A 15,791-nucleotide genomic window follows, 5' to 3' on the forward strand; every position below is an offset into this window, starting at 1 on the left:
GGATGTCGTGAGACACCCGATTTTTTCGTTTATAGACCACGCACTGCAAACGTTTTCATACACACATTACATATATTAATAGGTATACACCCGCGTTATTATCCATAAGATTTTTAACTTTGCAACACATAAAAGCCTAAAGAATAACAATATAAACATCTTTGATATGAAAACTAAAGACATTTTGGCTATGCTTGCTTTGATGCCTGCCATGGCATCGGCACAGACCGTCGCTTCGCCCGACGGCAACGTGAGCCTGACCTTTTCGCTCACGGACAACGGACGTCCTACGTACGAAATGAGCTACAAGGGCAAGAAGGTGATTAACCCCTCGCACCTCGGACTGGAGCTTGCTCGCGACAAGCACGCGTCAAAGGGCATGGAGGAGACCGACCTGATGGACGGATTCAAGGAAACAGCATCGAAGACATCCTCGTTCGACGAGACATGGACACCGGTATGGGGCGAGACAAAGACCATTCGCAACAACTACAACGAACTTGAGGTGAGCCTCAACCAGCCGTCGAGCAACCGCAACATCAAGTTAAGATTCCGCGTCTACGACTACGGCATGGGCTTGCGTTACGAGTTCCCGCAGCAACAGGACCTCAACTACTTCGTGATAAAGGAGGAACACACGCAGTTTGCCATGACCGGCGACCACACCGCCTACTGGATTCCGGGCGACTACGACACACAGGAGTACGAGTATCAGATTACACCGCTTACGGGCATACGCGAGGTGATCAGCAAGAACCGCAAGGCGTACACCGCAAACTCGTCTACGACGGTGTTCTCAGACACGGGCGTGCAGACATCGCTGCAGCTGAAGACCAAGGACGGACTCTACATCAACATACACGAGGCAGCGTGTCTCGACTACCCTACGATGCACCTCAACCTCGACGAGAAGACGCTCACGTTCGAGTCGTGGCTCACGCCCGACGCCGTAGGACGCAAGGGTTTTATACAGACTCCGTTCAACACGCCGTGGCGCACGGTGCTGGTGAGCGACGACGCACGCGACATGCTCTCGAAGAAGCTCACGCTCAACCTCAACGAGCCGTGCAAGATTGAGGACACATCGTGGATTCACCCAACGAAATACTGCGGCGTGTGGTGGAACATGATCGTGGGCACAAAGACATGGGCATACACCGACGACCTGCCTTCGGTGCGTCTCGGCGAAACCGACTACTCGAAGTGCCGACCCAACGGCAAGCACGGTGCCACCACAGCCGAGGTGAAGCGCTACATCGACTTCGCAGCCAAGAACGGCTTGCAGGAGGTGCTCGTCGAGGGATGGAACGAGGGCTGGGAGGACTGGTTCGGTCATCAGAAGCTCGACGTGTTCGACTTCGTGACACCCTACCCCGACTTCGACATCAAATATCTCAACGAGTATGCTCACTCGAAGGGCGTGCGTCTGATGATGCACCACGAGACATCTTCGTCGGCACTCAACTACGAACGACACCTTGAGGATGCGTTCCAGCTTATGAACAAGTATGGCTACGATGCTGTGAAGACAGGCTACGTAGGCGACATCATACCGCGCGGCGAGTACCACTACTCGCAGCTGATGAACAACCACTACCAGCGCGTCGTCGAGACCGCTGCCAAGCACCACATCATGGTGAACGCTCACGAGGCTACACGCCCCACCGGCATCTGTCGCACATGGCCTAACCTCGTAGGCAACGAGTCGGCACGCGGCACAGAGTACGAGGCGTTCGGCGGTTCGGTGCCCTACCACACCGTCATGCTGCCCTTCACACGCCTGCAGGGCGGACCGATGGACTACACGCCGGGCATCTTCGAGACGCGCCTGAAAGAATGGAGCGACAACCCGTCGTACGTACACACCACGCTCTGCGGACAGCTCGCACTCTACCTCGTGATGTACTCGCCGCTGCAGATGGCAGCCGACCTGCCCGAACACTACGAGAAGTACGACGACGCCTTCCAGTTCATACGCGACGTGGCTTGCGACTGGGACGATTCAAAGTATCTGGAGGCTGAACCGGCGGAGTATATCACCGTGGCTCGCAAGGCGAAGGGCACGGACAACTGGTTCGTGGGCGGAAAGACCAACAACGCCCGTCAGACTACCGTGAAGCTCGACTTCCTCGACGTAGGTGCCAAGTACGACTGCGCCATCTACCAGGACGGCAAGAACGCCGACTACGAGAAGAACCCGAAGGCTTACACCATCCTGCACCGCACCGTGAAGAAGGGCGACGTGCTGAAGGTTAAGCAGGCACGCGGCGGCGGCTTCGCCGTATCGCTGATGAAGAAATAAGCAGCAACAAAGTCTGGCACAGTTTTTTTTGCCAAGACGATATTTGCACGATTTGCACGCTCATAACCCGCGAAAAACCGACAACGGATTTTGTTTTCCATTTTTCGCGAGTTTTGAGCGTACAAGCGTAAACAAATGATTCAGAAGCCTTTGCGGCGTTCTGCGCAAAAGTGTGCAATTTCCGTTTCGAGCCAACCAAACTTATCGTGAGACTTTTATATGTAAAAGCATAGGTTTTACCGAATAAAGTCTCAAGAGTTACCAAATAAAGTCTCACGAAAAGTTTGTAAAATCTCACGAAAAGCGGTGCAAAATCTATCGTTTTACATCGAAAAGTCTCAAGTTCTCTGTTTTTCAGTCTGCACCGAACCGCAAAACCGCGCGTTTTATGTTCAGCAAATCTATAGAATGAGAATTTTCGTGGGAGTTTTCAAGTACGATATTTGCATCGGAAAAGGAGGAAAGTAATTTGCAAAAATCATAATTTTATTATACCTTTGCACATATTTTTTAGCATAGAGCAAAATTATATTGTGCCCGATTGGACACCTTAGCAATGTTTTTCTATGCATTTAAGTTCAATTTTTATTTCATTCAACTTACAAATGAAGAAATCTTTTTATGAATTCAGCTACTAGTTTAAACACAAATGAAAGTAATGCTAAAGGGAAAACATATTCTCCGGAACATACTCTTTATCATTATGCCGCCATTGATTATGTTAATGGCGAATTATGTTCAATTGAAGATATCACCACAGAATTCAGAAAACTCCACAAGTTTTACTGCCTTTCTTGTGGTGAAGAAATGGTTGCCAACCTAAAGGACGATTGTCATAGACGCCATTTCAAACATAAGAACAAGACCGAGTGTAGCAATGAAACCTATTTGCATAACTTGGCAAAGAAAAAGATTGCAAGACATTTCTTGGAGTCTGAACATTTTTATGTCTCTTATAATCTAATAGAGAGTTGCCCAAAACACCCGAACTGTAAATACTCATCTTATTATTCTTGTGTTCGTAGTGAGCGTAAAAGGCAAGTTGATTTGAAACAGTATTACCAATATTGCGAGATAGAAAAACAAGTCAAAGACAGCAATGGCAACATTTATGTTGCTGATATTTGCTTGATAAGCAACAGACCCAAAGTGCCACCTATGCTTATTGAGATATTCGTGTCGCATGCCTGCTCGGAAGAGAAAAAGAATTCAGGGCTTTGGATTATGGAAGTTCCAATAACTTCTGAAGATGATATAGAAAAGTTCTGTAAAACCGACTCGTACGACGAAGAAAACGGTCCTGCTTTTGAATTATTCAACATCTCAAAAGAAAAGAAAGCAGAATTGGTAAACGATCAAGTCTTGAGGTATATACATTTTCCAAACAAGAACTCTGAAATCAAGCGAATATCTTGCAAAGAGACGAATGTTATACAATCTCAAGAATCTGATATAGAATTGAATATATTGAAAGATTGTTACGATTGTTATCCTGAAGATTATAACGAATTGATTAAAGCTGTTGACTTCTTACTTTATGATAAAAAGAACACTCAAAATGAAGTAACCAATTGTGAAGATTGCGTACATTATAACCCTTATATGGGCCCCCAAGAGGCTGACAATCACCGCTGTGATTTGGACTTTTTGAGAAGAAGACCCGAAGGAGCATGCACGGATTTTCATAGGAAAGTGGGCGAGAATCACTCTTTGATATCAAGCAAAATAAAGTTAGAATACATTAAAGGATCAAAGCCCAAAGTATATTTGTTAGCAATCATTGGCCCGCAGAAATTCTATAATACACAGTTGATAGAAGAAGTCTGTAGCAAACGACTATCCGAGTTGAGCAATCGCAATCTTGCTTTGGGTGCTCAAAAAATCGGGGCTTTAGATTTTGTAGCAAGTGTGTTAAATTATGCCGACTACAACAACATCCCCTTTAATATATTTAATGTCGATTGGAATACAAAAGGAAAATCAGCCGGTTATCAAAGTAACGATGAAGTGGTAGCCTGTGCTGATGAACTGATTGTGTTCAACGATTCTAATGATAAGTTAACGCAAGACATAATACAAAAGGCAAAAAGCAAAAACATACCAATAAAGATTGTTGACCTAGCACAGCTCGCACATGACATGAATATATGTCCGAAATGTGGAAGTACGTTAGTTAAAAGAGTCGGACGCTATGGAGAATTTTGGGGATGCAGCAATTATCCTGAATGTAAATATATAGGTTAGTTGCTTACTTTTACATACAAAAAAGACACTGCATAAATGTTCGCAACAGCAACATTTCATTTTGAAACTGACAGATAGGCTGATAGATATCGCCTCGAAAAGCGACATCTATCAGCCTTTATTCTGCTTATAATGTGAGTATTACGAGGATGCAGACAGATATGATGGATTATTTCTGTAGACATATATTTCTGTCAGACTTGGTGCTGCGGAGGCCAGAGACCTCCGCTACGGATAGCTGCGAAACCGCTTATCTTCTGCGCAGCATCACTGGTGCATCGCTAATTTCAAACTGCTTGCCCTCGCCCTTGCCGAAGCTAACGGTAGCGGTAGAGTCGGCACTCTTCAGCTTGTGCGGTGCGCTGTAGCCACGAACACGATAGAGATCGAAGAAGACGAACTCGTCGTTGTTCACACCCTCCATCACTCCGTTGAAGCGACTGTTGTCGAGCGAGAAGCCTGAGTACTTGCTGTTGCCGTTGGCATCGAGCAGGAAGCGGTAGCCACTTTCAGTGTACTCTACATAAACATTGCCGGTGCGATAGTCGACATACCACTTGAAAGGCAACGTCTGCTTACGACCCGTGCCGTCGTAGTCGGTCTCGTAGCCCGTGCCGTTGATGGCATCGTAGCGATACTGTACGAAAGTGAAGTCGGCACTGCATTGTGTCTGCTGACGTATGCCGTTGTCGTTGGTGTACTCGTTGATGATGGTTCCGGTCCATGTGCCGTTGAGTGTCTGCGCGAGAGCTATGGCGTTCTCTGTAGCATCATAGTATGGCTTGTCGTACCAATCGTAACCATCGTACCAATCGTCGTCACAACTGGTGAATGTGAATGGCAGTGCTGCCATAATCAGGAGTGTTAGGAAAGAGCTGAAGCGTTTCATAATATTCGATATTTTAAATGTTTCACTTTTTGTTTAGCGTAAGCCGAACGATATACGTCTTACTTACGCTTGCAAAATTATAAAAAGAAATCCCTACCTGCAAGTGAAAAACCATATTCGCAGGTAGGGATTTTCCTATTTAGTCGCGGCGGAAGATGTCGCGTGTGTACACCTTATCCATCACATCATCCAAACACTCGTCGTAGCGGTTGGCGATGATGGCATGGCTCTGCGCCTTGAAGGCTTCGAGGTTGTTCACCACACGGCTGCCGAAGAATGTTGTGCCGTCTTCGAGTGTCGGCTCGTAGATTATCACCTCTGCACCCTTCGCCTTGATGCGCTTCATGATGCCCTGTATAGCCGACTGGCGGAAGTTGTCGGAGTTCGACTTCATGGTGAGTCGGTACACGCCGATCACACAGGCGTTCACCTCTGCGCCGTACTGGTTGTTCTCGCTATAGCCGTACCATCCTGCCTTGCGCAGCACAGCGTCGGCGATGTAGTCCTTGCGTGTGCGGTTGCTCTCTACGATTGCCTCGATGAGGTTCTCTGGTACGTCGGCGTAGTTGGCAAGCAGCTGCTTCGTGTCCTTCGGCAGACAGTAGCCGCCGTAGCCGAACGATGGGTTGTTATAGTGGGTGCCGATGCGTGGGTCGAGACCTACGCCGTCGATGATTGCCTTTGTGTCGAGACCCTTCATCTCGGCGTATGTGTCGAGCTCGTTGAAGTAGCTCACGCGCAGTGCCAGATAGGTGTTGGCGAAGAGTTTCACCGCCTCTGCCTCCTTCATGCCCATGAAGAGCGTGTCGATGTTCTCCTTCAGCGCGCCTTCCTGCAGCAATGCAGCGAAGGTCTTTGCAGCCTCCTTCATGCGCTCCACGTCGGTGACGGTACGGATTGCTTCGTTCTCCTCTGCGTAGCCCTCGCCATCAATCAGCTTCGGGTAGCCCACGATGATGCGGCTCGGGTAGAGATTGTCGTAGAGTGCCTTGCTCTCGCGCAGGAACTCGGGCGAAAAGAGCAGATTGAACTGCTTCACGCCCTTCGCAGCATACTTCAAGTAAAGGTTGCGTGTGTACCCCACTGGTATTGTACTCTTGATGACCATCACTGCGTCGGGGTTCACTTCGAGCACGAGGTCGATAACCTCCTCTACGTGCGTCGTGTCGAAGTAGTTCTTCACGGGGTCGTAGTTGGTAGGAGCGGCTATCACCACGAAGTCGGCATCCTTATACGCTGCCTTGCCGTCGAGAGTAGCCACGAGGTCGAGCGGTTTTTCTGCCAGATACTTCTCTATATATTCGTCCTGTATAGGCGAGATGCGCTTATTCAGTTTCTCCACCTTCTCGGGTACAACATCAACGGCTGTGACGTGATGGTGCTGTGCGAGCAGTGTTGCAATGCTTAGTCCGACATAACCAGTGCCGGCTACAGCTATCTTTATGTCCTTAAATTCTTTCATCGCTATATTTATAGGGTAATATTAGTTATGATGTGGGCAAAGATAGTGCAAGCCGAAGGCAGAACATCAAGCTTGCTTGAATGTTATGCTGAGGTGCAGCCTATCTTCTGCAAAGATACAAATTAAAATTGAGAGTTGAAAATTTTCAACTCTCAATTCGTTTATCTTGTCAATGAGAACTTCATGCTCAATCCGAAGTCCTGCGTCGTTGTCGGATACGAGCTCGACGAGAGCAGCGGTGTGTTGGTCTGTCGGTCGTAGTAGAAGCTCATGGTGAGCAGTCGCGACACGGTGTAGTCGGCAGAGAACGCGAGCTTAAACGCCGTGTTGCCGCTGTTAGCCGACGAGGTCATCGTGGCGATGTCGCGACTTATCGACGCCTGCTTGCGCAGACTGAGGTCGAGACGCAACCTCAAGTCGTTGTTCACACCACCGGTCGAGCGCGAACGGTTCGACGAACTGTTGTTGTTGGCGTTCTTCGACTTCACGCGGCGATGCTTGTTGCTGCCACCACCTCCGAAGAGTCGGAAGTTGTTGATGGTGTAGCCGGCACCAATCACCCAGTCGTTCGACGACGACTCGTTCACCTGTACCGATGTCATACTCAGGCTCAGCACGCGTGTCTTGCGATACTCCGCCTTAATGGTCATGTTGTTGTTCAGCGTCACGTCCACGCCAAGCAGTGGCGAGAACGACTCGTTGATGCTCACTGTCGACACGTTGTACATAGAGTTAGGTGTCGGCATACCGGTGGTGGCATCGGTGATGAAGCCGAGTCCGCCCATGTACTCCATGAACGTGCTGTACGACGAGTAGGAACCTACGGCGTACACGCTCTTGTACGAGTGGTTGATATTGACACTCTTGAACACGTCGCGGAACCACGGCAGCTTCGACAGACCGCTGTACTTTATCGACCAGTTGGGCAGCAGGTGAGCCAGCGTCGGGAATATCGACATCTGCGAGCCCATATTGGTGTAGGCTGCGAGGAACGCCGGCACCATCACATCGGAGCTGTACTTGTTCACTCCGCCGTTGGCAGCGTCGAACTTCTTGCCTGCGAGTGGTGAACCGGCAGGATATACCGCACCGGCATACCGCGCCTCTACACGCTGACGGAAGCCTTCGAGCGAGTTGCAGAAGCGTTCAAACGATGCCGACTTGTAGCCGTTCTTTGCGCTGCCCGAGCCCTCGAACGCACTGCGCAGCGAGAGCGTTGTCATGGTGAACGTACCGCTCTCGGTGGTCGGGTTGCCGGCATACATATACTGCACCTGGCGTGCCGTTGTCTTGGCACGCGATGCCGTGAGGTCAATCTTCAAGTTGCGCACAGGCTCAAGCGTTGCTCTTAGCTGCAGGTCTTCGGTCTGATTGGTAGCAGCAGGCGTAGCAAGCGAGTCAGCCACCATCAGCCAGCCGTTCTCGCGTGCCTTGTCTATATACGAGTCGCCCACGAAGCCGAACGCAAAGTCTAAGCCTGGCGACAGCGGACCGTAACCCGAACCCTGTCCGAACATATTGCCAACCATCGGCTTGAAGCCTGGTATCGACATCGAGTACTGGTTGCGATAGCTGATGCTCACGTTGCGCACCATCATCATCAAACGTGCCACGCTCTGCGCTGCACGATACCACTTCTGGTTTTCAAGTGGTTCCTTTGCCAGAACCGACACCTTTATCTTCGTAGCCGAGTCTACCTTATTCAATATCAAGATATTGTTGTCGTCGACACGCTTGTACTTCAATTCGAAGACTCTGCCAGCCTCCGTGCGTCCGCTTACGATGATGCGCTTCGTGCGCTTACCGTGGTTCACCTTTATAGTAGTGTCTGGCATGAGCGTTATTTCCTTCTCAAAGCCCTTCTTCTTTTTGCTCAGCAGGTCGCGTGGGTTGAGATCTTTTGCCAGTGCAGGCTTCTTCTTCGATTTGAGGTCGCCACCCTTTGCGTCTTCCTCACGTTTCTTCTTAGCCTCCTCACGTTTCTTCCTTCGCGCCTCCTCTGCCTTCTTGCGGTTGGCTGCCGAGTTGTCTTTCTTGAAGCGGTCGTTCACCTTCTTCAAGAACGGAACATGGTTGTAGAGTTTCTCCAGGTTCCACTGGCTGTTGAGGTTTATCTGTCGGTTGTTGGCGATAGTGTTACCAAGCGACGTGCCGTCCTCAAGGTCCGAACCGCGCATCCAGTTGTATGTAGCGTTGTACGAGCCGTCGGCTGTAAGCCAGTCGAACACCGGAATGAGGTTGATAGGTACCTTATACGATGCCTGGAACGATTGGTTGTACTTCAGCGGTCTGCCCAAATGCTTGATGGATGTCCACACGGAGTCCTTCCATGCCTGATAGCTGTCGGGATAGAGGTCTTTGTTCACCGGTGTGTACGGTTCCTCAATCTCTGCGTTTGTGGCACTTTGAAAGTTCATGTGCAAGTTCTTAGTGAGGTCCCAACGCAGGTTGAACTCGCGGTTCCACAAGAACTGTGACGAGAACGTGAGCGGCAGCTTCTGGTTCTCGGTCGACTCCATGTCGCGCTCCTGCAGCTCATAGTAGTTGCGTGTGATGTCTGTGTTGAACGCCACATTCTGCGGCAGCCAGTTCAGTCCGAACTTCTTCGGCAGATCGAGCCACTTTGAGCGTTTCTTTATCTTCTTGAATGGCTCCCATGCCTTGTACACCGGCGACCACGAATAGTTGAATGCACCGCGCCAGTTGTCCTCGCGCTCGTAGATGGTTGTCTCGCCCGTGGTGTAGCTGTGGCTATGACTGTACGAGAACGAGAAGTTTGCTGGGTCGTAAGGCATCGGGTGGCGCTTGTTCTGTATGCCGACACGCACGTTCGACAGCGAGAAGTTGGTCTGCGTCACTTTCGTCACGGCGAGACTCTCAATCGAGTCGCGCTCGTGCTTAGAGCCAGCCGCTTCGAGAGCGTCGTCGAGCTCCATGTCGGTGTCAAGCGGATTATACTTTGGCGATGTCTTCTCCTTAGTCACCGAGTAGTAGAGCGGTGCCGTCACCTTCGCCTTGTCGGGGAAGAACTTGCCGAGCTCTACGTTTGCCGTAACGGTGTAGTTGGAGTAGTTGTCGGTAGAACGCTGTGCCACGCCCTCCTCCAGTCCGCCGAAGCCTGCCGAGCTATATTTGCCCTGCACGTTGACGGTGCCGAGGTCGGAGAGTTGCAGGTTGAGCGTGCCCTGTGCAGCCCAACCGCCCGAGTTGTTGAATTCCTTCAGTCGGAGTTCGTTCACCCAGACCTCACCACTCTTCACCTCGCCCGAGTTGTTGCGCACACCGATGACCATTGTCTTCACCTCGCCCAGCGTCGGATTACCCATCACCGAGATGCGGTTCTTAGGCTGGTCGGGGTCGTATGCCGAGTAGAGTCGGTTGAACGAAGCCTGTCCGTGCGCCTTCGCCTTGTTGCGTTCCTTTTTCAAGCCAGTGAGCTTAGAGAGAGCTATGTCGAGCATATTCTCCTCGGGCCACACGGCGCGGGCATCGGTAACCGAGAAGCGTCCGTACTTGCCGGGCTCGGTCAGCTTCAGCGGTATCTCGTACTCGTAGAAGTTGCTCTTGTAGTCGGAACCGAGACGAATGAACACCGACAGCTGTCCGTCCTCAAGGTTTGTCTGGTTGGGCTGGAAAGCATTGGCGTGCACGAACATCTGCAGGCGCTTGTACTGTCTGAGGTCGAGCGATGTGTTCTTGTACACCGCCTTCGCCTCACCTGTGCCGAGCGTGGTGACGCTCATCGAGAGTGCCTGCTCGTTGTTCTCAACGAGCTGTGGCTGCGTGGGGTCCTGTCCGCGCTTGATGCCCGGCGGCAGGATATAGTTGACGGGCTGTTTGTCGTTGTTCTCCTCGATGTTCACGGCACTCACCACGAGCTTGCCCGATGTTGAAGCCGAGTTGTCGAGGTTCTGCTCGTAGACGCGCCACTCGCCACGCACGAGGTCGAGTGTGCCGAAGCGCAGCACGATAGGATGCTTGAAGCCGGTGAGGAACATACGCATGAAGCGCATAGATGTGAAGTCGTTGATTGCGCCGAACTTCTTCTCGTACTCGCGCAGTGGGATGCGGAACTGGTACCAGTTGACTGTCTCTGTCTTGTTGTTGCGCAACTGGTGGGTATCCTCGCGCTTGTCTACGATGTAGTTCTTGCCAACCTCAAGGTCTTCGGGGCGGATAGACACGCGATACTGGAAGAACTTCTCGTACTCGTTGAGTGTGTAGTCCTGGTTGATATCCTCAACGTCGGGTGTCGACTTGTACGATGTGTCGTAGCTCTCGGTGCGCGAGTCGTTGTCGGGCGAGTTGCCCTGCGGGTTGTTTATGTACTTGTAGCGGCGCAGGATGGGTGCCTTTATCTTGTCGTAGTCGGAACCGCGGAAGTAGTGGTAGTTGTCGCCTGCCGGGTCTGCCCAGATTGAGTCCCACACGGCAGGGTTCACCTTGCCCTGCACCTCGCGCAGGAAGTCCTGATAGCTCTCCCACTTCTGCTCCTCCTCGTCGTTGAGTCCGTTGAAGCCCACGTCCTGCAGCGCACGCGAGCCCTTCGATGTTGCGAAGGCGTACACGACGGTAGCCTGGTTGGGCACCTTACCCCACTGCGTTGTGGTGAAGTTCTGCGAGCCGTCTACGGGCATTCCGCTCTCGTAGAACTTCTTGCCGTCGCGCAGAATGTCCTCGCTCATCTCGCCGAGGTTGATGTAGAAGTCGCCGCCGTAGTCGGCAGCCACGCCCTGCTCGCGTGTATAGATGAACGGGTCGAGCATCCAGAACTCGATGTACTCGATGTTGGCAGCCTCGAAGTCGTTGGTGTCGAGCTTGCGCATCATACCGCCCCAACGCTTCTGCGGATTGTTGAGTGTGCCGTCGTAGTTGAGGTCGGGGTCGAAGTTGTACGGGCCGCGCTCGTTCGGGTAGTAAGCGAGGTTAAGGATGTTGAGCATCGACGAGTTGCCGTTGTATGCGCTCTGGTCGCGGGCTGGGAACAGCTCGCTCACATAGAACTCGCGAACGTAATGGTTAGACAGCTGGTCGAGGTCGCTCTTGATGTGGCTCGGCGTGAGCGACGAAGAGCGGCGTGTGAAGAGCGGGTCGATGGTGTACCACGCCAGGCGCGAGCGGTTGAAGCCCGAGCGCAGCGTAGACTTGTCGCCCGACTCGGGGAACATCGACGGCACCGACGAGATTATCCACGACGTAGGTGTAGACACGTCGATGGTGTTCTTGGTGTTCTCGAAGTCGTCGATGTACGAGGCGTTGTCCTGCGTGCCGCTGCTCTGTCCGGCTATGAGTTGCGCGAACTCGCCCGAGAACGAGATGCTCGAAGGTTGTGTGAGATGCAGGAAGGGCAGCTTGTCGAGCATATTCGTAAGCCACTGGCTCTGCTTCTTCCAGTTGATGTTCAAGCCCCAGATGGTGTTGTTGAGCGGCTCCGAGCCCATGTTCACCTTGTTGGTGAGAGCCTGTTCGGAGAGGTGTTGGAACGTACCCGAGAGCTGGAAGTCCTTCGAGAAGTCGTACTCCCAGTTCATACCGAACATCGTCTTGCGCTCCTGTCCGTAGTCGGTATTGCTTTCGAGCGACACGTTCACGGCGGTGCCGGCGTCGATGATGCTCTGGTTGAGGATGGTCACCTCGCCACCCGAGTAGTCTACCGAGTAGTCGGTGCCTTCGGCGAGCGTCACGCCGCCTGCCGTAACCACTACAGAGCCTTGCGGAATGTTGTATGCGCCGAGCGAGATGACGTTAGCCGATGTGCCGCGGAACTGACCCATAAGCACATACTTGTCCTTCTCGGCTATCTGTTTAGCCACGATTTTCGTAGAGTCGTAAAGCTCGGTGAAGGCATACTTCGCAGCCTGCTCTGCCGCCACACCGTTCTTCAAGAGCGTCTCGTACATATAGCTGCCGAACGGTTCGGCAACGGGGAAGAACACGCGTCCGTTCGTCACGGTGTAGCCCTCCACGTAGTCGAAGTAGCCGTTGGGGTGCGCCTTGTTGTTATTGTCAAGTCGGTCGGCTCCGAGGAGCTTTATGAGGGTCTGGTTCTTCACCTGTGGCTCGGGTATGTACGTGAGGTAGACACCGGCGGTGTCGCTCTGGAACTTCACATCCAAGCGGAACTTCTCCTTCTCCACCGACGATGCGAGGTAATACACGTTCTTCATCATCAAGCCCCAGTTGCCCTGATGTGGGTTGTTGCTGGTGTTCTTCAACGCCTTCACGTAGAGTGCCTTGTTCGAGTCGGTGATGTCCGAGGCGAACTCGCCCACCTGGTATGTCACGCCGCCGTATGTGTACTCGTAAGCCACGGCGAGCACCTGGTCGGTCTGCAGCGATGTCTTCAGCGAGATGTAGCCTAAAGCCTTGTTCACGGTGTACTCCGACGAGTTGAGCAGGCGCGCACGCTCCAGCTTCTCGTAGTCGGATCCGCCCACGAAGCCGGCTATTCCGTCGAGCACGGTAGAGGTCTGGTCGATGTCGCGTGCGGCGGCGTACTGCGATGTCATGGCTGCATACTCCGAGTTGGCAGCATTGGCAGGCACGGGCTGACCCGTGATGCCCCACAGATTGTTCGACACGCGGTTGTTCTCGCCCAAGTCGGTGAGGGCGATGATGTTACGTGTGTTCGACGTTACGCCCGACTTGTTCGTCACCCACACCTCCACGCGGTTGATAGTGATGCCCGATGTGAGGTTGGGCAGCGAGCGCATCGACTCGTCGTAGCGGTCGTGGAAGTACTGTGCGAGGAAGAAGTGGCGGTTCTCTTCGTAGTTGGCTGCGTCTATCTCGAATGGTGTGAACTGCTTGCCGCCCTTCGACGACACCGACTTCGACGACGACTTCTTCTGCGAGGCTACGAGCTGCAGCTTGAGCTTACCGAACTGCAGGTCGGTGCGCAGACCGAAGAGCGAGGAAGCTCCGCGCACGAGCGACGAGTTGGAGGGGAACGACACGTTGCCAGCCTCGATGAGCTTCACAATCTCGTCCTCCTTGCCGTCGTACTTCAACTTGAGGCTCTGCGCGTCGAAGTCGAACGTAGCATCGGTGTTGTAGTTGAGGTTCATGTTCACCTTGTCGCCCACACGTCCGTTCAGACTAACGTTTATCTTCTCGTCGAAGTCCATCGTGGTGGTCTTGCGGTTGCGCACGGGCAGCGACGGGTTGTCGATGCTCTTCATCGTGGCGCCGAACTTCAGCTCGGCAGTACCCTGCGTCTTGATGCGCACACCGCCCGGACCGAATATTTTCTCAGCCGGTCCGAGGTCGAAGTGCATGTCGGTAAAGTCGAACTTCTCCTTGCCCTTAGCCTGGTATATCTCGTCGTTCTTCTTGCGGAAGAACTGGTTCATCATGCGTCGCTCGCTCCACTTGCGATACTCCTCCTGCGTCATCATAAACGGGGCGTTGATGTACGAGTCGGATATCTTCGAGCCGATGATGTAGCGGTCGAGCGAGTCGTTGTACACCACGTCCTGCTTCAGGTTGTCGGGACGCTTCAGGTCGGCAGCACTCTGGTCGAGATCGTCGAGCGTTATGGGCAGCGTGCGCTGTATCTTCCAGCGCGGATGCAGCAGCGAGTCGGGTATCGAGTCCTCGTTCTCGAGCTTCGGCTGCGCCTTGATAGCGAGCGTGTCGGGGCGGTCGGCATCGGCATCGCGCTGCGGAGCCGCGTCGCGCGTCTTGCGCACAGAGAGCTTGCGCTGCGGTCGTTGCGGTGTCTGCGTGATGGCATACGATGCCACAGCCGCCATAATCATTATGACGACCATCATGCGAGCCGTGCCGAGCGAGCGTATCGCCTGCAGCCTACACTTAAAAAATCGGTTTATAATATTTATGAAATTCAAAATCAGCTTATTTATAGGAGGCTACGGCATCCCTGCCGTAGCCACGCAGCCACCAACTTATTTACTTAATCTGCTTCAACGCCAACTTCACCACCTGCTCAACGGGCAGCGTAGCATCGTCGGTGAGTATCGCCGTAACCACCTTAGCCGTTGGCGCAGGCGAAAAGCCGAGCATGGTGAGCGCAGCTACCGCCTCGTCGCGCACATCGACGGGTATTGTGCTGTCGGCAGCCGTGCCGGCAGACACCTCCTGCGCTATACCTAGCGAGAGAATCTTGTCTTTCAGGTCGACGATAATGCGCTGCGCAGTCTTCAGACCGATGCCCTTCACACTCTTCAGTACGCGCTCGTTGCCCGTAGAGATGGCATTGCAGAGCTCCGACGGCGATGCCGACGAGAGAATCATACGCGCCGTGTTGGCTCCCACACCCGACACGGTGATGAGCAGACGGTAGAGGTCGCGCTCCTGCTTCGACGCAAAGCCAAAGAATGTGTAACTATCGTCGCGACCGCCAGTGACAAGTGCCTCGTGCACAAACAGTTTCACGTTCTGCTTGCCCTGTATCGCCTCGTATGTATTCAGCGAAATATTCAGCGCATAACCCACGCCGTAAGCCTCAACAATGGCTTGCGCCGGAGTGAGTTCTGCCAGTTCGCCCTTTATGTAATCAATCATTTCTCAGTACGTTTTATTCGTTGTTCTCAGTACGTTTTATTCGTTGTTTTGTTGTCAACATTAAGCCCTCAAAGTGCTTAACGTTTATTAATAACGTACCTTTCCGCAATTTATTATATACGCAGGCGCAGTTTGTTGCAAATACAGGTGCAGTTTGTTGAATGTGTTAGTGCGGTTTATTGCAGATACAGGCGCAGTTTGGTCGCTCTTCACCACATGTTTTGTCATCGTTGCGCGTCCGCCACCCGATCAGATTCCGTCCGCCACCCAATCAGATTCCGTCCGCCATCCAATCAGATTCCGTCCGCCGCCCGATCATATTCCGTCCGCCGCCCGTAGGAGGATATGGCATCTTGCCATATCCACGC

At 52.5% G+C, this 15,791-nt stretch carries 6 protein-coding genes; 2 read left to right on the forward strand and 4 right to left on the reverse strand.

Annotation, left to right across the window (positions count from 1 at the left end; all coding sequences use genetic code 11):
* The first annotated feature begins 166 nt into the window (after positions 1-166).
* On the forward strand, positions 167-2,302 hold the full coding sequence (locus HMPREF0673_RS05300) for a glycoside hydrolase family 97 protein (RefSeq protein WP_007899039.1): 2,136 nt from the start codon (positions 167-169) through the stop codon (positions 2,300-2,302).
* 621 nt (positions 2,303-2,923) lie between these two features.
* Complete coding sequence (locus HMPREF0673_RS14855) at positions 2,924-4,546, forward strand: topoisomerase DNA-binding C4 zinc finger domain-containing protein (protein ID WP_007899041.1); 1,623 nt, start codon at positions 2,924-2,926, stop codon at positions 4,544-4,546.
* Positions 4,547-4,796: 250 nt separating this feature from the next.
* Here the strand turns inward: HMPREF0673_RS14855 and HMPREF0673_RS05310 are convergent, their stop codons facing one another.
* The 4 genes from HMPREF0673_RS05310 to ruvA all read right to left on the reverse strand — a co-directional run bounded on the left by HMPREF0673_RS05310 (position 4,797) and on the right by ruvA (position 15,423).
* Positions 4,797-5,435, reverse strand: coding sequence for a hypothetical protein (locus tag HMPREF0673_RS05310; protein WP_007899048.1), 639 nt, complete (start codon positions 5,433-5,435; stop codon positions 4,797-4,799).
* 139 nt (positions 5,436-5,574) lie between these two features.
* The gene (locus HMPREF0673_RS05315) at positions 5,575-6,897 is read right to left on the reverse strand and encodes a nucleotide sugar dehydrogenase (protein WP_007899052.1); all 1,323 of its coding nucleotides are present in this window, start codon (positions 6,895-6,897) and stop codon (positions 5,575-5,577) included.
* Between the two features lie 161 nt (positions 6,898-7,058).
* Positions 7,059-14,672 carry a T9SS outer membrane translocon Sov/SprA gene (sov, locus tag HMPREF0673_RS05320; RefSeq protein WP_007899054.1) on the reverse strand — a complete coding sequence of 2,538 codons (7,614 nt, stop codon included), beginning with the start codon at positions 14,670-14,672 and terminating at the stop codon, positions 7,059-7,061.
* A gap of 136 nt (positions 14,673-14,808) precedes the next feature.
* Positions 14,809-15,423 carry a Holliday junction branch migration protein RuvA gene (gene ruvA / locus HMPREF0673_RS05325; protein ID WP_007899057.1) on the reverse strand — a complete coding sequence of 205 codons (615 nt, stop codon included), beginning with the start codon at positions 15,421-15,423 and terminating at the stop codon, positions 14,809-14,811.
* Positions 15,424-15,791 lie beyond the last annotated feature (368 nt).

The sequence above is a fragment of the Leyella stercorea DSM 18206 genome (assembly GCF_000235885.1).
In the GTDB taxonomy this organism is placed as follows: Bacteria; Bacteroidota; Bacteroidia; order Bacteroidales; family Bacteroidaceae; genus Prevotella; species Prevotella stercorea.

Excerpts from the sequence above, each read along its gene's own strand:
- HMPREF0673_RS05300 (WP_007899039.1), top strand. The coding sequence starts at position 167 with ATGAAAACTAAAGACATTTTGGCTATGCTTGCTTTGATGCCTGCCATG.
- HMPREF0673_RS05315 (WP_007899052.1), bottom strand. The coding sequence starts at position 6,897 with ATGAAAGAATTTAAGGACATAAAGATAGCTGTAGCCGGCACTGGTTAT.
- HMPREF0673_RS14855 (WP_007899041.1), top strand. The coding sequence starts at position 2,924 with ATGAATTCAGCTACTAGTTTAAACACAAATGAAAGTAATGCTAAAGGG.
- ruvA (WP_007899057.1), bottom strand. The coding sequence starts at position 15,423 with ATGATTGATTACATAAAGGGCGAACTGGCAGAACTCACTCCGGCGCAA.
- sov (WP_007899054.1), bottom strand. The coding sequence starts at position 14,672 with ATGATGGTCGTCATAATGATTATGGCGGCTGTGGCATCGTATGCCATC.
- HMPREF0673_RS05310 (WP_007899048.1), bottom strand. The coding sequence starts at position 5,435 with ATGAAACGCTTCAGCTCTTTCCTAACACTCCTGATTATGGCAGCACTG.